This is a genomic window from Dapis purpurea BLCC-M126, assembly GCF_050015975.1.
Classification (GTDB): Bacteria; Cyanobacteriota; Cyanobacteriia; order Cyanobacteriales; family Microcoleaceae; genus Trichodesmium.
Window position 1 is genome coordinate 1 of sequence record NZ_JBNHER010000141.1, and the last position, 19305, is coordinate 19305.

17 protein-coding genes are annotated in these 19305 nt (G+C 33.6%); 12 read left to right on the forward strand and 5 right to left on the reverse strand.

The window, feature by feature from the left end:
* Positions 1-5 precede the first annotated feature (5 nt).
* The 4 genes from ACP6PL_RS12550 to ACP6PL_RS12565 all read left to right on the forward strand — a co-directional run bounded on the left by ACP6PL_RS12550 (position 6) and on the right by ACP6PL_RS12565 (position 4186).
* On the forward strand, positions 6-113 hold the full coding sequence (locus tag ACP6PL_RS12550; RefSeq protein ID WP_426545615.1) for a PEP-CTERM sorting domain-containing protein: 108 nt from the start codon (positions 6-8) through the stop codon (positions 111-113).
* A 203-nt stretch (positions 114-316) separates the two neighbouring features.
* Positions 317-1333: a gamma-glutamylcyclotransferase family protein gene (locus ACP6PL_RS12555; protein ID WP_426545598.1), complete on the forward strand. Its 1017-nt coding sequence runs from the start codon at positions 317-319 to the stop codon at positions 1331-1333.
* Between the two features lie 591 nt (positions 1334-1924).
* A complete protein-coding gene (locus ACP6PL_RS12560; protein ID WP_426545599.1) occupies positions 1925-3292 on the forward strand; it encodes a CHAT domain-containing protein in 1368 nt (455 codons plus the stop codon).
* A 672-nt stretch (positions 3293-3964) separates the two neighbouring features.
* Positions 3965-4186, forward strand: coding sequence for a glutathionylspermidine synthase family protein (locus ACP6PL_RS12565; RefSeq protein ID WP_426545616.1), 222 nt, complete (start codon positions 3965-3967; stop codon positions 4184-4186).
* A gap of 84 nt (positions 4187-4270) precedes the next feature.
* Here ACP6PL_RS12565 and ACP6PL_RS12570 read toward each other — a convergent pair whose 3' ends face one another.
* The gene (locus tag ACP6PL_RS12570; protein WP_426545600.1) at positions 4271-4909 is read right to left on the reverse strand and encodes an HNH endonuclease family protein; all 639 of its coding nucleotides are present in this window, start codon (positions 4907-4909) and stop codon (positions 4271-4273) included.
* A 392-nt stretch (positions 4910-5301) separates the two neighbouring features.
* Between ACP6PL_RS12570 and ACP6PL_RS12575 the strand changes: the two genes are divergently transcribed.
* Positions 5302-5487, forward strand: coding sequence for a hypothetical protein (locus tag ACP6PL_RS12575; protein ID WP_426545601.1), 186 nt, complete (start codon positions 5302-5304; stop codon positions 5485-5487).
* 116 nt (positions 5488-5603) lie between these two features.
* On the opposite strand, the gene ACP6PL_RS12580 is transcribed toward ACP6PL_RS12575, so the two are convergent.
* Together ACP6PL_RS12580 and ACP6PL_RS12585 are read right to left on the reverse strand one after the other, a co-directional pair.
* Positions 5604-7025 (reverse strand): dihydrolipoyl dehydrogenase family protein, encoded by a 1422-nt coding sequence (locus ACP6PL_RS12580; protein ID WP_426545602.1) that lies wholly within the window; start codon positions 7023-7025, stop codon positions 5604-5606.
* Between the two features lie 886 nt (positions 7026-7911).
* Positions 7912-8379 carry an ABA4-like family protein gene (locus ACP6PL_RS12585; protein ID WP_426545603.1) on the reverse strand — a complete coding sequence of 156 codons (468 nt, stop codon included), beginning with the start codon at positions 8377-8379 and terminating at the stop codon, positions 7912-7914.
* 31 nt (positions 8380-8410) lie between these two features.
* On the opposite strand from ACP6PL_RS12585, the gene ACP6PL_RS12590 reads away from it, so the two are divergent.
* The gene (locus tag ACP6PL_RS12590) at positions 8411-9724 is read left to right on the forward strand and encodes a serpin family protein (protein WP_426545604.1); all 1314 of its coding nucleotides are present in this window, start codon (positions 8411-8413) and stop codon (positions 9722-9724) included.
* Between the two features lie 99 nt (positions 9725-9823).
* Here the strand turns inward: ACP6PL_RS12590 and ACP6PL_RS12595 are convergent, their stop codons facing one another.
* Together ACP6PL_RS12595 and ACP6PL_RS12600 are read right to left on the reverse strand one after the other, a co-directional pair.
* Positions 9824-11329: an MBOAT family O-acyltransferase gene (locus ACP6PL_RS12595; RefSeq protein ID WP_426545605.1), complete on the reverse strand. Its 1506-nt coding sequence runs from the start codon at positions 11327-11329 to the stop codon at positions 9824-9826.
* A 499-nt stretch (positions 11330-11828) separates the two neighbouring features.
* On the reverse strand, positions 11829-12956 hold the full coding sequence (locus ACP6PL_RS12600; protein WP_426545606.1) for a hypothetical protein: 1128 nt from the start codon (positions 12954-12956) through the stop codon (positions 11829-11831).
* A gap of 328 nt (positions 12957-13284) precedes the next feature.
* Between ACP6PL_RS12600 and ACP6PL_RS12605 the strand changes: the two genes are divergently transcribed.
* The 6 genes from ACP6PL_RS12605 to ACP6PL_RS12630 all read left to right on the forward strand — a co-directional run bounded on the left by ACP6PL_RS12605 (position 13285) and on the right by ACP6PL_RS12630 (position 19292).
* The gene (locus tag ACP6PL_RS12605) at positions 13285-15186 is read left to right on the forward strand and encodes a protein kinase domain-containing protein (RefSeq protein WP_426545607.1); all 1902 of its coding nucleotides are present in this window, start codon (positions 13285-13287) and stop codon (positions 15184-15186) included.
* A 260-nt stretch (positions 15187-15446) separates the two neighbouring features.
* Positions 15447-15716 (forward strand): hypothetical protein, encoded by a 270-nt coding sequence (locus tag ACP6PL_RS12610; RefSeq protein ID WP_426545608.1) that lies wholly within the window; start codon positions 15447-15449, stop codon positions 15714-15716.
* Positions 15717-16004: 288 nt separating this feature from the next.
* Positions 16005-16181, forward strand: a complete 177-nt coding sequence (locus ACP6PL_RS12615; RefSeq protein ID WP_426545609.1) for a hypothetical protein — start codon at positions 16005-16007, stop codon at positions 16179-16181.
* Positions 16182-16478: 297 nt separating this feature from the next.
* Positions 16479-16787 carry a hypothetical protein gene (locus ACP6PL_RS12620; protein ID WP_426545617.1) on the forward strand — a complete coding sequence of 103 codons (309 nt, stop codon included), beginning with the start codon at positions 16479-16481 and terminating at the stop codon, positions 16785-16787.
* A 308-nt stretch (positions 16788-17095) separates the two neighbouring features.
* A complete protein-coding gene (locus ACP6PL_RS12625) occupies positions 17096-18823 on the forward strand; it encodes a succinate dehydrogenase/fumarate reductase flavoprotein subunit (protein ID WP_426545610.1) in 1728 nt (575 codons plus the stop codon).
* Positions 18824-19034: 211 nt separating this feature from the next.
* The gene (locus tag ACP6PL_RS12630; RefSeq protein ID WP_426545611.1) at positions 19035-19292 is read left to right on the forward strand and encodes a helix-turn-helix domain-containing protein; all 258 of its coding nucleotides are present in this window, start codon (positions 19035-19037) and stop codon (positions 19290-19292) included.
* Positions 19293-19305 lie beyond the last annotated feature (13 nt).

Consider the following 19305-nt stretch of genomic DNA (forward strand, 5'->3'; position numbering starts at 1 on the left):
GTGGTTTGTTCTCCGATACAAAAAAAGTACCTGAACCAACTGCATTATTTGGTTTTGGAGTGGTTGCTGCTGGTTTAACAGTTCTCCGTCGTCAAGGTAAGAAAAGCTCCTAATTTAAAATCCTTCCTTCACTTATACTTTCTCCTCACTGGTATTAGCTGAATGGACAAGATAGTAAATTCTCAAATCACATTGGAGTACAGAACAACTTGAAATGCAAGAATAGTATCAACTATTATTACCACCGCCACAACTAGCATACTTGGGTAACTCCTGATAAAATCAAAATTATTCATTAGTTACGAATTAAAGTTATATGTTTTCCAATTCAGAACAATTATTCAGTTCTACTTCTAGTATTAAATACTTTGCTTATGGCTCCAACTTGTCTAAATCTTTGCTAGAATTCAAATTATCATCAAATCCTCAAACAAAGGAAATATACAAAAAAGAACCATTATCATTAATTTTACATTCTCAACCAGCTATACTAAAAGATTTTGAATTAAAATTTAATTTACATACACCAACTAATAGTATCGATCCAAGTTATGCTAATATAGTTTATAAAAAAAATTCTATTGTACATGGTTGTTTATATGAAATGTCACCAGAATGTAAAGCAGTTATTGATGGATTAGAAGCTAAAGGTAATGTCTATCAAGAAGAAAATGTACAAGTTTTACCTTATTATTCAACAACCACCATTACTGCTTTAACGTATATAGCTTACAGAGAAAAAATTAAATTACCAGCTCTGACAATAAAAGAGGGAGTGCCACCTTCTCAAAGATATTTAAAGACTATAATTTCTGGTGCTAAAGAATGTAATTTAGAGGCAAAATGGATAGAATTTTTAAAAGAGCAAAAAGTAGCTACAACAACTTTGACTAGATTATCATCTGAAGAATTGAACAAAATCAATAAAATAGTTTATACTCCTCAAGATTTAAAAAGTAAAAATTCACCATTAGATAAAGTTTTAAATGAAAAAGAACAAGTTATAAAACCTATTATTAGTAGTATTTGTGGATTAGTATTTATGTGTAATCCAAATCACGGATTTGCAATTGGAGCAAAATCGTGGATTGAACAAATATTAGGACGAGATATTACAGTATTTTATGCTAGAAGATGTTTGCGTAATGAAGGAGTTTCATTGTATGAAAGTGAAGAAGATGTATTGTTGGCGGATCGAGATTGTCTAGATTATGTTATAGCAAATACCTGTAATTTATTGAGTCAATCAAGAAAAGAAGGAGAAGGTGTATTTTTACTGGGTAGGACAACTAACTTTCATTTGTGGAAAGATTATTTAATTTCAAGAAGTTAGGAAAATTTAAAAATGCACAATAATTTTTGTTGTAATGCCAATGATAAAAAAGAATAATATCTTGGACTTTAATCTAAGTATCTATCTAATATCATCTCTGCTTAATTAGTGATCAAAAAAGTAAGCATTCAGCTTTTAAAAAAAGAAAGCAATTACTAGGGTTAGATGATGACCAATTTCATTTCCTATAGAATGCTGACTAAAAAAATTTGCTCATTTTTCTAGTCCTAATACCTTATTTATTTCTCTTCTTCTCAGTCCTAACTACTACCTAATTTTTATAAGTATTCATCCGGACATGATATAGCGTTCTCAGTAAGCGTGAGGTATACTTTATCTATTTCAGGACTTAGGCAAAGACACTATATATAGGGTATGCTAAATATAGCGATCGCTTGCTTCTGCCGCTGACGGGGGGTTACACTGCTGTTGCCTAAAGCAAACGAATGGGAGTATCTCATGCTTTTTGGGAATTGCTATATAATATTAATTTATCATCTCAACATACTTCCCATTTCAAATTTATAGGTGTCTTTACTACTAACTTTTAACAAGTATACTTAAACTAGTAACACCAACCTGTGGAGTACAATGATGTTTCATCAGAATTGGAAAAAAAGAATTATTTTTTGTTTATTATTTACATTGCTTTTTGTTAGTACCATTACCTTAAACATTATTTTACCAAAACAATCAGCGATCGCCGTTAAAGAAGAAGACTGGGATATGTTTTTGCAGCAAAAAAACTTTATTCAAGCAGTGAATGAAGTTGAGCAACATTGGGAAAGAGACTATGAAAATTACTTTGATGAAAATCTAGGTGATTTTTCAGTAACGGCTGAAGATATAGCCGAAACACTCAGTAATTCATCTCAGCAAACTGGCACAAAACCTGCTGTTATTTGGGTTTGGCAACGGCAAAAACAAATGCAGCTAATCTTAATAACTCCTGGCACAAAACCAGAAATTTATAGTGTTACAGATGCAGATCGACAAAAGTTAATTAATACAATTAGAAGGCTCAATGTAGAAATAACAAATCCCAGAAAACGCAATACTACATCATATTTAGAGCCTGCTCAAAAACTATATGAATGGATGGTCAAGCCTTTAGAATCTAGACTAGAAACAGAAAAAATAGATACCATAATGTTTTGCTTAGGTCTTGGTTTGCGGACTTTACCATTAGCAGTATTACATGATGGAGAAAATTTTATTATCGAGAAGTATGCGGTTGCTCGAATTCCTGCATTTAATCTGATAGATACTAACTATAATAAAATTAAAAATGCTCAAATTTTAGCGATGGGAGCATCAGAATTTAAAGAATTATCATCTTTACCAGCAGTACCAGTAGAAATAAATAAAATTACACGATTTTTGTGGGAAGGTAAAGCATTTATAAATCAAGAATTTACAGTTAAAAATTTACAACAACAACGACAAAAACAAGCTTATGAAATAGTTCACTTAGCCACCCATGCTGAATTTAGGCCAGGAAAACCCGATAAGTCTTATATACAGTTTTGGAATGATGAACAAATTAGCTTAGATGAAGTAGAAAAGTTAAAACTGAATCAACCACCTGTAGAATTATTAGTTTTGAGTGCTTGTCGTACTGCATTGGGAGATCGAGAAGCAGAATTGGGTTTTGCCGGGTTAACAGTAAAGTCTGGAGTCAGATCGGCATTAGCAAGTTTATGGAATGTTAGTGATATTGGCACATTAGCATTAATGACAGAATTTTATGAGCATTTGCAAAAGACACCTCTAAAAGCAGAAGCACTTCGACAAGCTCAAGTTGTGATGTTAAAAGGAAAAGTAGGTATAGATCAGGGTGAGTTAAACGGAACTAGGGGAGAATTACAACTACCACCAGAATTAGCAGAATTTGGTGATGCAACTTTTTCCCACCCTTATTATTGGTCAGCTTTTACACTAATTGGTAATCCTTGGTAATTCATTAATGGATAATGAATAATGAATAATGGATAATTACTTCTGATTAAAACCGTTCTTAATTGAATATAAGGAAATACCTTAGCACTTTTTTGCTTTCTCAAGGGGAGGTTTTTAACCTAAATTATTTAATTAATTTAAATCCATTGGTAAGTAAACCAAACCCTACAAGTGAGTTTTTGCCTCTTTTAGAAGCTTATTCTCCAAAGTAAGCAATGAAAAATGCGAACTGATAACTGATGGCAGTTATCCACCTGGCTATTATGATGGTCCCTGCTACTATATTTCTAGTAGTTCTAGTGGTTCTAGTAGTAGAACATACTATTATCTAAACAGCGGTGGTAGCTATCAACCAGTTCCTAGTAATGCAGGTATTCTCAAAAGTCCTTCGGGAAGGTCTACAACTTCTGTTGGTACGGTTAATAGAGGTGGTTTTGGTAGTAGAGGTGGTATAGGTGGTATAGGTGGTAGTAGTTTTGGGGGTAGAGGCGGTGGTAAAGGTTGATCAAATCAGGACTTACGCAGAAACCGGGTTTATGAAGGAGATTTCGTGGTTTGAACAAATAATCACGGAAATAAACCAGGTTTCTTAGTTGGTTTGGATAAGTCCTGAAAATCCTAAATTAAAATTTAAAAAATAAAGCAGTAAATGAAACGGATCAATGAGGAAATATTACGGTTTATTTTGGAGATAGAGAATATCAAACGGAAGGAATATATGAAGATGAACGTTTAATTTATCAATCTTATTATCAATTGCCGAACTTTGATGGTTATTATCCTATAGTTGGTGCTTGGGTTATTCGTGGAGAAGCTGCTGGTATTTGTCTGAGGGAAGATAGAGAAATTGTGACTCAAGATTTGAGTAGATTTGTGCCTCATTATTTTGTATGAATTATCAAAAAGTCTTTGATTAATGAGTTAATAACAAATAGCTGATAGCTCAATGCTTATATATTAAACATCTAAACGCCAAAGCTATTTCAATTTTTCTAATAGTTTCTGTTGCCTCCTTTCAATTATTTCTGGAGTCCATTCATTTTCTGTTAAAACTTGTGTGGTTAAAACAAAAGGAAAAATTCTATCATTTGTGGAAAAGTATTTATGCTTTTTTTCCTCAAATTCAAAGTTAGAAGCTTTCTGATTTTTTCTACGAGAGAGAAGTACCAAATCACCTAAACAATTAGTATATTTTAGACGTTGTTCTTCAGTAGGAAACCAATTTAGCCATTGACTATTATGAGGAGAATTTTGAGGAAGAATATGCTCGATAGTAATGATGGGAAAGTTGTAATTAGCTCCTCCTTCAGAAAGAGCAGTATCTAAACGTAGGAGAATATAACGACAAGTTCTTTCCTTATCAAAAAAGTTGTAATTCAAACAATTAATGATTTTTTGACATTCATCATTTGTTAGTTGCAAAGCTGAGTCAAATTTCTGCAAATCTTCTCCGTCTTCAATTTCATAAAGCAAACTTCCATACGTTTTTATTCGTTGATTAACATTGGCTCGCATTATCATTAAACCAGATGCCAAGCGGTCAAAATCTTGAAAAAAATTAAGTAACTTTTCCGGTTTATTTCTGTATTTAGATAAATAAAGAATAGCTGGGGGCATCCAATTTTTATTATCTATTTGATTGAGCGCTTTAAAAATAGTATTTATTTGATCGGCATATTTATAACTTTGATAATTAGCATTTCTAATATAGAAGAAAGCTTCTGCAAAAGGTAAGAGTTTATTATCAATAAAATGAGTAGGATTATTGCTAGGTTTAACATATTATCGTAGCTCTTTAATAATGGCTTGACTAGACTTAGCTTTGCGGTAAATAATCCGAATATCAGATTGAATATACTTCCTAGTTTTCCTCTAACATTTTTGTTATAAATAGTATAAATTAATTAAGATAGTTCAATCATAGCATATTTTGAACAACATTTGAGCAATAATAATTGAAGAGTCGTTTGCATCAATACTCAAATATGAAGTATATCCCGTTTTTTTTAATGAATCTTTCCCAGAGACTTTATGGAATTTTGAAGTCTTTGCAACGTAAATTAGGATTAGAAACAGCAGAAATTGATGATGGTTCAGAAAGTTTAATTCGGGAACATGGTATATTTATATTTATCTTTGGAATTTTATTTTTATTCGTAGTATATCAAAGTTTTACAAGTAATAAAGATAATTAAATTATTTAACTAACAAATAATTAACAGTTATCAGTAACTACAGTTAAATTTTGATTTTAAAGTAGATAATGAAAATTATAGATTTTGGGAAACTGATAACTGTTAACTGATAACTGTTAAAAAGACCGCCTCCAATTAAAGAACTTCTCTAACATATTCTGCTGCCATAAATTTTTGGCATACTTCTGCTTTTTCAATAATAAACCTGCCTTACTATTTACCTCAGATAAAGTCGGATAAATATGAATCCCAGTCAAAGCAGAAACAGGCAATTTATTCGACATTGCTAAAACAACTTCATGGATTAATTCACCAGCAGAAATACCAACTAAATGTGCTCCTAAAATTTCTCCATTTCCTCTAGTAATAATCTTACCAAATCCAGTTGTAGCTGCTTCAGCTTGAGCGCGGTCTACACCAGAAAAAGGTTGCTTCAATACATAAACATCATCTCCATAACGTTCCTTTGCCTGTTGTTCTGTTAACCCTACTCTTGCCAATTCTGGGTCAGTAAAAGTTGCCCAAGGAATAACTCGGTAATTGGCTTTACTAATAGGAAAAAATAAGGCATTTGTTAAAGCAACAACTGCTTCATAACCAGCTACATGAGTAAATTGATAACCACCAATTACATCTCCACAAGCATAAATTTTAGAATTAGTAGTTTGCAACTTTTCATTAACAATAATTCCTTGTTTTCCTACCTCTACACCAGCAACTTCTAAATTCAAAGATTCTACATTTGGCAACCTACCACCAGCAACTAAAATCTCATCAACTATAATATTTTTTCCACCTGCAGTTATTTGCTTTTTGCCATCCACAACTTCCACTTTTTCCGCCCTAGTTTCCTTTAAAATATTAATCCCTTCCGACTCAAATTGTTCCTGTACAACTAGAGCAGCTTCTGGTTCTTCCTTCGGTAAAATATGACTTCTACTAGAAATAATAGTCACCTCACTACCAAGACGAGAAAAAGATTGACCCAATTCACAACCTATTGGACCTGCACCAATTATTGCCACAGAATTTGGTCGTTCTTGTAGAGAAAATACCTTTTCATTTGTTAGGAAACCAGCAGAATTTAACCCCTCCACAGGTGGAATTGCAGGTCGAGAACCAGTAGAAATTACAAAAGCTCTTGCAGTTAATTGTTGACCATCAACTTCAAAAGTTTTCTTATCTATAAATTTACCTTCCCCAAAAATAACTTCAACACCCAAACCTCTAAATCTTTCCGGTGAGTCGTGGGGTTGAATATTAGCTATTACTTGTTGAGCATGACCAGTTGCTTTAGCAAATTCAATTTCTGGAGGTTGAGTATAGATGCCAAAATTAGCAGCATTTTTTACTTGATAAGCAACACGAGAAGCATGAATTAAAGACTTACTAGGAACACAACCAAACCACAAACAATCACCACCCAATTTATCCCGTTCTACTAATGCTACTTTAGCTTTTAATTGAGCAGCAGCAGAAGCTACTACTAAACCCGCAGAACCACCGCCAATAATTACAATATCATATTGAACTGCCATTATTTTACCTCTATAAATTCAGTTATAAGTTATCAGTTATTAAGTTATTTTCACAGGAAAAAGTAATTAGTTTCCAAGTTTTTTTAATTCTTTACAAAAGTTGAATGCTGACATAATAACTAGCAGGAATAAGCAACAAGAAAAAAACAATAATTTCCTCCAAATAATAAATCTGTTGTAAGTATTCAGCTAGGTCTCATTTAGCTATCAGATGCATGAAACAATCAAGCAACGACTAGGGTTAAGTAATGACCAATTTGATTCATAGCTTTTAATTCTTCTCACAAGGAGAATTCCCCTGTGGTGTGATAATGAGTTAATCACAAATAGCTGTTAGCTGACTGCTGTTTGTGCAGCATTCCGCAGGAAATGCTTACACTTTTTGAACTAAAGAAATGTAAGCATTCAGCGGTCAGTTCTCAGCTCTCAGCTCTCAGCTCTCAGCTAGCCTCCTGCGGAGGAACTACGTTAACAGCTTCATTACCTTTAAAAGAAGAAAAAGTAATAAGCGAGATTTCAAAGAATTAAATGTTACTGTAAAAGTCCATCAGTTAACCTAAAAAGTCTATGGAGCTACATCGTTCATTTTCATTGCTGTTTGCGTAGCATTCCGTTTGCGCAGCATTCCGCAGGAAAGGATAAGCTGACTGCTAATAGCTGAATGCTTACAAAGAAATAATATTTCCTTATATTCAATTTTATCGGTTTTTCTTGAGGTAATTATTCATTATCCATTATCAATTATTAATTAATGAACTACTATCCCTTGCCTAAAATCTTCTAATCATTTATTTAACCCTAACAATATTAGTGGCATCTGAGAAACTACTGAATCTTGATTAAGAACTTATAAAGTTAAAAGGTTTTTGAATCAAGTATCTTAATTTTATACTCCTTTTACAGTAGGTGTTGAAGTTGTATTTTCCGTGGAATTACTGAAGAATTTTTGACTTATAAAAGAGGTTAAAATATGAGATAATAAACCAAAAGGTCCGGCAAATAAACAGAAAATTATTGAGTGGACAGTCCAAACACCAGTGCGTTGTCCTTCCCAATAAATCCAACGACCAACAAACAAATCCATAACTAAAAAATGAATCCATCCGGTTGCTGCTGCTGATTCTTCTCCAAAGAATTTAGCAATATCTGAAAGAGTAGGATTGGATAAAGCGGCTGCAGATTCAGGGGTAATACTACTAATAAGTAAATAAAGATAAACGGCTACTAATAATACAAAAGGAATAAAAGACTCCATAACTTTGCGAGTTACTTTCCAATTAGGCAAAAATATTATTAATGCCCAGAATGGTAAGACAAATAAATTAGCACCGTTGAAAATTAAATCGATTGTCATTATTATTGATTTACTCCATTGAGGTAATAAAATGTTAAAAGAACTGATAAATAAATGTTATGCTATTTCGGCAAAAATGTCTTTAGGGGCAATTGCTTTAATTGTAATTTTTGGAATCTATCATTTACCAGGCGCTGCAATAAAGTTAAAGAGTCAGAAAAATTATACCGATAATCATACAAATCAGACCCAGAATAAGTTAGCTCAAACAGGATATATGGACATAAGTATGAAATTAGTTTCTGCTAATAATCAATTTGCTTTTCAACTATTTTCAGAAATTCATCAATCCCAGTCAAACGAAAATATCTTTATCTCACCGAGTAGTATAGCGATCGCCCTATCAATGACCTACAATGGTGCTAGTGGAAAAACTCAAGAAGCTATGGCTAAAACTCTAAATTTTCAGGGAATGAGTTTAGACGAAGTTAATCATGCAAATCGACAGTTGGGAAATTTATTAAATAGTTTAAATTCTGAGATTGAATTAGATATTGGTAATTCTATTTGGACTAAAAAAGGAATATCTTTCGAGCCAAACTTTCTACAAAGAAATCAATATTTTTATCAGAGCAAAGTAAGTCAAATTGACTTTAATCATCCTCAAACACCAGATATTATCAATAATTGGGTCAAGGATTGTACTGAGGGAAAAATTTCTAAAATCATTGACAAGCTAGAGCCAGATGCCGTCATGGTTTTGTTAAATGCAATTTATTTTAAGGCTAATTGGGAACAAGAATTTTCAGAAAGTTCCACTAAAGAAATGCCTTTTTATCTACCTAATGGGAGCCAAAAACAACATCCAATTATGTTTCAATCATCTCAAAATTTATATTACGAAGATGAAGATTTTCAAGCAATTAGCTTACCTTATGGAGAAGGTCGTGTAAGTATGTATATATTTCTCCCTAGGGAACAAGTAGGATTAGATAAATTTTATCAAATTTTAAATGATAAAAACTGGGAAAATTGGATGCTAATGTTTGACTACCATAAGGTTAATTTAGGTTTGCCAAAATTTAAAACTGAATATGAAGTTACCCTCAATAATGTATTAAAATCTTTGGGAATGGAAATAGCTTTTGACAAAAGGGCAGCAGATTTTTCTGGGATGCGTCCTATTCCAGCAGATTTATATATCGATCAAGTTAAACATAAAACATTTGTTGAAGTTAATGAAACAGGAACAGAAGCAGGAGCAACTACCAGTGTAATAATGGGAACAAGAAGTGCAGAAATAGTGGTTGATATGTTAGTTGACCGTCCCTTCTTTTTTGCAATTAGAGATAATGATTCTGGAACTATTTTGTTTATGGGAGAAATTACAAATCCAGAAACGTGATATAAAATTTATAATTTACAATTTAGAAGTAATCCTGAAGTGAGTTTGAGCATTTAATGGATGTCCGCTTTTTATGACTTTTTTCTGTTACTTTGAAACTTAGAATTGGAAGTAGATAAAAGGTTGATGAACAACTCTAACTAAAGGTAAAATAGCTGAGACACAAACTCCATAAATGGCTGCAAAACTCCAATTGGGAATTATACGCCACCAATTAGTAAACCAGTTTTTGTATGCTGCCCAATGTAGCAATACTAAAGGTATAAACATCCATCCAGCTTCAAGTCCTAAGTTTTCAGTACCAGGAGAATTAAATAAGACAAAAGATTTGACAATAGTTAAGCCACTAAAAAAATCTTCACTGCGAAAAAAGATTCCAGAAGCAGAAAACCAGTAAAACGTTAAAGGAACACCTAGAGCATTTCTCACAGGTAGTAATTTCTTGTAGGGAGATAGTCGCGTTGAGCATTCTTTATGTACCGCTAAAGCGATACCATTTAGTCCTCCCCAAATCACAAAGTGCCAAGCTGCCCCATGCCATAGTCCCGTTACCAGCATAGTATAGATAAGATTACTATAAGAGAATATACTGGTTCTATCTTTTTTTTCCCGCCTTCTCATCAAAGGAATATAAAGATAGTCTCGGAACCAACTAGACATAGTAATATGCCAGCGTTTCCACAGTTCCGTAATGTTACTGGCAAAATAAGGAAAGTTGAAATTTAAAGGTAATTTATAGCCTAGTAAGCCAGCAGATGCGCTCGCCATATCTGAATATCCAGAAAAGTCACAGTAAACTTGGATGCTCAAAGAGATTACAGCTATCCAAGCACTCGCTACTGTATAAATCTCTGGATTAGCAAAATATTTATCGACTATAAGAGAAAGATTATCTGCGATACAGGCTTTCTTAAAATATCCTACCAGAAACAGCATCAAATAACTCCTAACTTCCACTTGACTAAATATTTTCGGTGTCAATAACTGAGGTAAAAAGATAGCAGCACGAACAATAGGCCCAGCAATCAATTGGGGGAAAAAACTGACAAACAAGGCAAAATCCCAAAAGTTTTTAGTTGGTTTGAGTTTACCTCGGTAAATATCTAAAGAGTAGCTGAGGGTTTGAAAGGTATAAAAGCTAATTCCTACTGGTAGAATAATTTGTAGAATGGGAAAACTTATAGGTAAACCGAGAAAATTGAGAAAATTAGCGGCTGAATCAGTGAAAAAGTTATAGTACTTAAAAAATCCTAAGATACCAAGATTCCCTATTAAACTCAATACTAGCCATAGTTGGCGTTGTCGGGAGTCTATAGGTTTGGACGCAAAGTTGCTCCAATCAAAGTTTTTCGTTTTATCAGTTTCCTTAGTTTCCCCATCTGGATTAGCATCATCAATTATAGGTCTTGATATCATCAAACCAACAATATAATCAATGACTGTGGAAGCCAACATTAAAGATAAGAAGCGCCAATTCCAAGCGGCATAAAAAAGATAGCTGCAAATGAGCAACCAAATTTTACGATGTTGGTGTTTCCTTAATATCCAATAGATACAGAAAACTGTAAGGAAGAAAAACAGGAAGCGAAATTCTGTAAAAATCATTTCTTATGTTTATCAAATGTTTATCAAAATAATTGGGTCGCGCAACCCCACCTTTTACAGCGCTTTTCAGTTGAGTAGACCACAAAACTGTTGTAGGAGTAATGAGTAAGGAGTAATGAGTAAGGAGTCAGTATCATTGTGGTTTATTAATATGAAAACCACTGTAAAGCGAAATATTTTTTGAGGTTTGCTCAAATCTGCATTACAAAAATAACTTCTGACTTCTGATATAGAATCCGCTTATACAGTATATGTTTATAATTCTATCCACACTTTCTCGCCTTAAATCTCCCCATCTCCCCATTCACTAAAGTCAAAAGTCAAAATTTAAAAGTGATATCTTATAGTCAGATATCAAATCCGTTTAATTCGGTATAAAAAAATGTTCCATCTTCAAACATTACCAAATATTTCCCCATCTCCCTATCTCCCTATCTCCCCATCTCCCCATCCCCCCATCTCATATAATAAATATTCAACCGGATTTGATATGACTTCGTTAAAAAGGATAGATTCCTGATTTTTTTGTTTCAAGATATTTAGCAAATTGTTCTGCCATAAAACGAGTAAATTCCCTTGCACCTCTGTCATTTAGGTGCGCGAAACCCCATCTACTTTCAAATTGATATAAAGTAGGAAAAATTTCAGGATTGTTGAAAGCAAAAACTACCGATTTATTGTACCGTTTATACAATTCGATTGCTGTTGGTTCTTGATATTCCAAAGTTGGAGATATAAAAAGAATGGGCTTAATTCCTTGTTCTTCGATGCGATCGCACATATTTTTGAGAACCTTCAAGCTATAAGTTTTAGAGAAATTAATTGATGCAGTGTTCCTTTGCTTCAACTTATCTACCCTTTGATAATAATCATCTAAATTATTTAAAAATATTTGCCGACGATCAATCTCACTTTTACCAGGTTTTTTTTCCCCATCTGAAGCAGAATATCCAGATTCTTGTATCAAAAGTGTGGAGTATGGTTGTTTTATAAATTCAACTAAATTAGAACCTAAGACTTTTTCTGACCAAAAATCAGAAAATATACCCATCCATAAAATTCTATAGAATAGACTTTTTAAGTTACCATAAATAATAAAAAACTTCTTTCGCAAGGGCTTTCGTTGTTCCAACGTTATACCTAAAGCTAAAATAGTTTCCTTGGGAGTATGCCAATATATACTTCTGGCAGAATCTGCATTACTTAGGTGTTCATACAAACTATCTTGGTATTCTATAAATAACCACTTTAAATTAGCAGGGTTTAAAGCAATAATTGTTCTTAAATAAAAGTCTATCTCTGCTACTGTTGCTCCACCAAATCCCAAATTAAAAGATTTTATTTCTACGTTTTTTCCTGCCATTAATTTATCAAATAAATTAGGTACTATACCGTGAAAAGTTGTACTAGGACCGATAAAAATAGCATTATATTCATCTTTGTGTTCGGCAAAGTTTTTTAATTTAAGACTAACATAACTAGGATAATTAGGAATGTTAGGATAAGGAAAAATTATATTGGCAAGAACAAAAATTCCTGTTAATGTAATTGTGAAAATAATACTGTAAGTAGCTGCTGCCAAAAATTTATAATATTTCCGATTTTTCAATATATCAAGTTTCGTCATAAATTTTTGTTTATCCAAAATTTTGAAAATTATAACATTTACAGCATTTCGCGACTTAACCAGATTATAGACAATAGTTAAAAACCTCTGAATTCTCTGTCGATCAAAATTCCAGAAGTTAAGGTAATTAGTTAACATCACTATCATAGCCACATCATCAATACCTCTACAGATACAATAGAATAATTAAAACCTCTAGTAGTTAAAATAATTAATTTTTTCCTGCCTTTTTATCCCTAAATTTATATTTTCAACTTTTGTCAGGTTAGGTGAACCGAATATATATAATAATAGAACTTAATTTAGGCTGAAACTAGCTATTATTTTTATGAATAACCCTATATATCCAGGTCTAATACTCACAGATCGCTATAAAATTATCAAACAATTAGGACATGGTGGTTTTGGACGTACCTACCTGGCAGAAGATAACCACCGTTTCCAGGAACTCTGCGTCCTAAAAGAATTTGCCCCTCAAGTTCACGGTAGCTACGCTTTACAAAAATCTCAGGAACTATTTGAACGGGAAGCAGGTGTACTATACAAATTACGACATCCACAAATTCCTGGGTTCCGAGAAATGTTTCGCTATAAATTAAATGGGGAAGGATATCTATTTTTAGTACAAGATTATATAGAAGGTAAAACTTATCGTGCTTTATTAGAAAACCGCAAACTTCAAGGCAAACTTTTTAGCGAAACAGAAGTCAAAAAATTTTTGCTGCAACTATTACCAGTGTTGGAATATATTCATAACTTAGGAGTTATTCACCGCGATATTTCTCCAGATAATATAATTCTACAAACTTCTGACAAATTGCCAGTATTAATTGATTTTGGTGGAGTAAAAGAAACCGCAACAAAAGTCGCCTCTGAGTATGCTCACAAAAGAGGTGGTATTTTACCTCAAGCAACAAAGTTAGGAAAATTAGGATATGCTCCAGATGAACAAATGCAACTAGGAGTTATCAATAATGACAGCGATCTATATGCTTTAGCAGCAACAGCTTTAGTTTTACTAACTGGAAAAGAACCCTCTTTTTTGATAGATGCTCAAAACTTAACTTTTAACTGGCGCAAGGAAATTAGTATTAGTGAAAAACTGGGAAATATATTAGATAAGATGCTAGCTTTTAAACCGAGCGCTCGTTTTAAAAACGCTCGTCAAGTTATTGAAGCGTTAGAAAATATATCATCTAGCATTGACTTAGCTACTACCCAAGCACCACCAGATGTTGTTTCCACTCCTCCTGTTACTGCAGGTAAACTCTCCAATGTAACTACTATGTCAGTTTCCCAAGTTCCTCTTACTACTGATGTTGCCAAAAAATCTTCTATTTGGTCAACAATTTTATTAGTATTAGTGACAATATTTAGTATGGGAGGGGTAGGTTGGATAGCTGGTAATTTTTGGTTAGAATACGCATCTAATCAAAATAGAATTGTAAATGAGAAACCAGAAAAATTGAGCGATCGCCTCCAACAATTAGGTATTGATCAATCTTTCTTTTTTCCCTTAGTAGATGAATTTTTCTACAGTCAGTATCCTCAAAAAAGAGGGCAAATTTTGAGTAATAAAACTTCAGAAGATAAATTATGGCAGGAGCGATGGTATGCAATAGCTAATAAGTTAGCAGACAAACTAGAAACACTAAGTCCAGAAACTCGTCGCAGGTTAGGTAATTATAGTAAAGATGATATTTATCGATGGCGATCTCAACTGAGGAGACTAAATATTAGTAGTGCTGCTTTTAATGATTTGACGGATGCTCAATTTCTTGATTTGTTTTCGGAGCAAACCCGGGGTCAAAACCTCATTGGTTTACCAATAGGTCAAGTTTGGCAAGCGATCGCTACTGATACAATGAAAGATTTACAAAGTAGAAAATCCCTAGAAGAAGTTCGTTTTCCACGAGGTTCGTTTCGCCAAGTTATCAACGGTACTCTCCAACCAGGGGAAGGTAAAATTTATCTAGCTTGGTTACAAGATGAACAAATTTTGCGAGTCAGATTAGAAGCTAATTCTCCAGAAGCTTTATTATCAATTTATCCTCCTAAAAATTATCGCCGTAGGTCTAGAGGATTAATAGAAGATTCTCCAGAAAATCAATGGATAGGTGAAACAAGAAAATCTGGTTATTATCAATTTGTAGTTGTTTCAAATTCCGATCAAGCTATTGACTATTCTTTAGTATTATTTGCTAGAAATAAAATTAATCGCAGGTATTAGTTAATTAATGGATAATGAATAATGGATAATTACCTCAAGGAAAACTATAACGGAATTGAAGATCGGGAAATATCGTAAGCTTTTTTTCTGTTGAAATAGTTTAAACCTTTGAGGATTAATTATCAATTATCCATTGGTAGGCATTTCCTGCTTAAAAGGATCGACTATCTTGACACTGAAAGAAAAACCATGAGATAATATAGATAAGCTTAAAATTGTGTACTTAAAACTAATTATTTAAAATAAATTTAGGAGGATCTATGTGGAAATACATAATCATTGCTTTAATAACCCTAGAATTAGTCTTAATAAGTGGATTTGTTAGATCCCCAGCTAATGCAACAATCAGAGATTCAGAAATTTTTACTTGGGATTATGCCTCTATAAGTAATTCTCAGGTTGTTTGTAAAAAAGTAAAATTTCACCCTATAAATAGGAAGCTATCAGAATCATCAGATATGGAACCTGTAAATATTAATTCTCAAGTAGTAAATGATATTTATTGTGCTGATTTAACTAAACCTGTTTAATCTAATATTCTAATGGTTAGTTACCAGAAAAAAATTTAGGAATATTCCTAAAATGAAGGAAAAATTAAGTTGACAAAAATGTAAGCATTCCGCAGCAAATGAAAAATTTATTAGCAACAAATGAAAGCTGAATGCTAATATCTAAATACTTACATAAAATGTTCTATAAAAAAATAAAATAGTTAAAAAACCGGGTTTGAAATGACATGAACCCGGTTTTCATATTTTTCAAGGCACATGATATGATCGATTCCATCTGAATAGTTATAAACGAAGAGGTAAAAAAATATGAAATATCGTGTCACACTAAACCGTAGAGATATCATAGTTGAAGCAGGAAGTAAAGAAGAAGCAAAAGAAGAAGCAGAAGCTAAGATTAGTCGAGGGGAAAAAATTAATAAGATTAAACCAGTTACATCATCAGAATCTAAATCAGGTTCTTGGTGGGAAATTTGGTTAGATTAAATGTCAACTAACTTTAGGAAATACAAAGATTTGTATTTCCTCTGATAATATATGAAATATGGAAAATTCTTCTCAAGAAGCTCCCCTTTGAAAATAAAATAGTTTGTTTTTTCTTTATTTTTTCTTCAGAATTAAAATTTCAGTATGATCAGTATAAAATTAAACAAAAATCATAATATTGATGACTATATTAATGTAAAGTATCGTAACAATTCCGATCAAAATCTTGAGAAATCTTACCTTAGTTTGACAAGCGGTCTAACCTATAAATTTGAAGTAATGTAACGAGGTAAAATGATGAATAATTTCCAAAAATATCGGCTTAGTTGCACCCTAACCTTCGGCGACATTTATGGCCAGATTATTGTTTGGTTGATAGTAGTATTCTTGAGCATTGCTGGAGGAGTTGCCCTTTGGACTAGCAGTAACCAACTCTATGCTCTGGGAGCTATTGCTCTAGTTGTTGTCTTGTCTCTACCCTTCCTTTTATTTTCTTTCGTAACTACCCTATTAAATCATATTGAAGTCTCTTCAGTAGACCCGAATGAGGAAGAGCAAGTTGAAATGTCAACACCTGGTCAGCAAACAGCAACATCTCTAGGCTAAATATTTTGAGTCTTTATTTCGTGACTTGAAAATTACTTAATTCTTAAATTAATCAAGAATCTAAAAGTATTAAAAACCTGCCTGGATAATGACAGGTAGGTTTTTATAGGAATAGGGAATAGGGAGGAAGAAAAAAAGCTAGAAAATAATATAATTAGGTAGCTTTGATTTTAAATTAGTTTCAGAGAATAGAAAATAATTTTTGTGGAGAATTTTAGACAAATTTTTACCATAAATTACTTTACTTTACCTACTATAAATGTAAAATGTAAGATGATAAAAGAACAAAAATACCTAATATTTAGCTAATGTTAGAACACGACATAATTATAGTAGGTGGCGGTCTCGCTGGTAGTCGGGCTGCTGTGGAAATAGCTCGCAAAAACCCTAGTTTAAATGTAGCGGTGGTTGCCAAAACTCACCCCATTCGTTCCCACTCTGTCGCTGCTCAAGGGGGAATAGCAGCTTCACTCCAAAATGTAGATACAGAAGATAGTTGGAAAGCTCATGCTTTTGACACTGTTAAAGGTTCTGACTATTTGGCAGACCAAGACGCAGTAGAAATTTTAGCCAAGGAAGCACCAGATGTAATTATTGATCTGGAACATTTAGGAGTATTATTTTCCCGGTTGCCAGATGGTCGTATTGCTCAACGTCCTTTCGGCGGTCACTCCCACAACCGCACTTGTTATGCTGCGGATAAAACTGGTCATGCTATTTTGCATGAGTTGGTAAATAACCTCCAGCGTAATGGGGTAAAAGTATATCAGGAATGGTATGTCATGCGTCTGATCTTGGAAGAAGGTCAGGCAAAAGGCTTAGTTATGTATCATATTTTGGATGGGGAAATAGTTGTACTCCGAGCAAAAGCGGTAATGTTTGCTACTGGTGGTTATGGTCGGGTATTTAATACTACTTCCAATGATTATGCTTCGACTGGCGACGGTTTGGCAATGGCAGCAATGGCGGGGTTGCCTCTGCAAGATATGGAGTTTGTGCAGTTTCATCCTACTGGTTTATATCCAGCAGGGGTTTTAATTTCTGAAGCGGTGCGCGGAGAGGGTGCTTATCTACTTAATAGTGAAGGCGATCGCTTTATGAAAAATTATGCTCCTAGTCGGATGGAGTTGGCACCTCGTGATATTACTTCCCGTGCTATTACTTTGGAAATTCGTGCTGGTCGGGGAATTCATATGGATGGTAGTGCGGGAGGTCCGTTTATTTATCTGGATCTGCGACACATGGGTCGGGAAAAAATTATGAGTAAGGTGCCGTTTGCTTGGGAAGAGGCTCATCGCCTTGTAGGTATTGATGCGGTGAACAAACCGATGCCAGTACGTCCGACCGCTCATTATTCTATGGGTGGCATTCCAACTAATACTGATGGTAGAGTTTTGGGGAGTGCCGATGGTTTGGTGGATGGGTTGTTTGCTGCGGGGGAATGTGCTTGTGTTTCTGTACATGGAGCGAACCGTTTGGGAAGTAATTCTTTGTTGGAATGTGTGGTTTATGGGCGACGCACTGGAGCAGCGATGGCTGAGTTTGTAGAAGGTAGAAAGTTACCTGATATTGAGGAACAACGTTATTTAGAGGAGGCGCGGGAACAAGTTCAGGGGTTGTTAGAGCGCTCTGGAAAATATCGCATTGATTTTTTACGGCAGCAGTTTCAGGATGCCATGAGTGAGCATTGTGGTGTGTTTCGTTCCCAGGATTTAATGCAGCAGGGGTTGGAAAAGTTGGAGAAGTTGCAGGAACAATATCAGCAGGTTTATTTGGATGATAAGGGTAAGTCCTGGAATACGGAAATTATTGAGGCGTTGGAGTTGCGGAGTATTATTGTTGTGGGTGAGACAATTTTAAGTTCGGCGTTGAGTCGTCAGGAAAGTAGAGGCGCTCATAGTCGAGAAGATTTTCCGCAACGAAATGATGAGAGGTTTTTACAGCATAGTTTGGCGTATTATTCCTTGGCGGGAATTGATATTAGTTATCGACCTGTGGCAATAACTATGTTTGAACCACAGGAACGGAAGTATTAAATTAATAATGGATAATGGATAATGGATAATTGATAATTGATAATTGATAATTAATCCATTGGGTTTAAAGCCTCTCCTTTTCAGGAGAAAAAAGAAATAAGATTTCCCCACTTGGTTCCATCCTTTCGATTTTAACCAGATTCATTATTCATTATCCATTAATAAATTCTTCCTTCTTGCTTTTTATACCAATTTCCTGGAAATAATAATAATGAGTAATAAAATTCCAGTAATTACAAGTAGTAGTAATGTATTTGCTGATTTAGGTATTAATAATGGTGAAAAAAGTCTAGCTAAGGCAAAAATTGCTAATCGTATATGTGAATTAATTAATGAACGTCAATTAACTCTTGCTACAGCATCAGAATTATTAGGTATTAGTGAAGAAAAAATTTCGAGACTTATCAATTGTCTGTTGCCAGAATTTGATTCTGACCAATTATTTCAGTTTCTGAATTATCTAGATTAAGATATTGAAATAG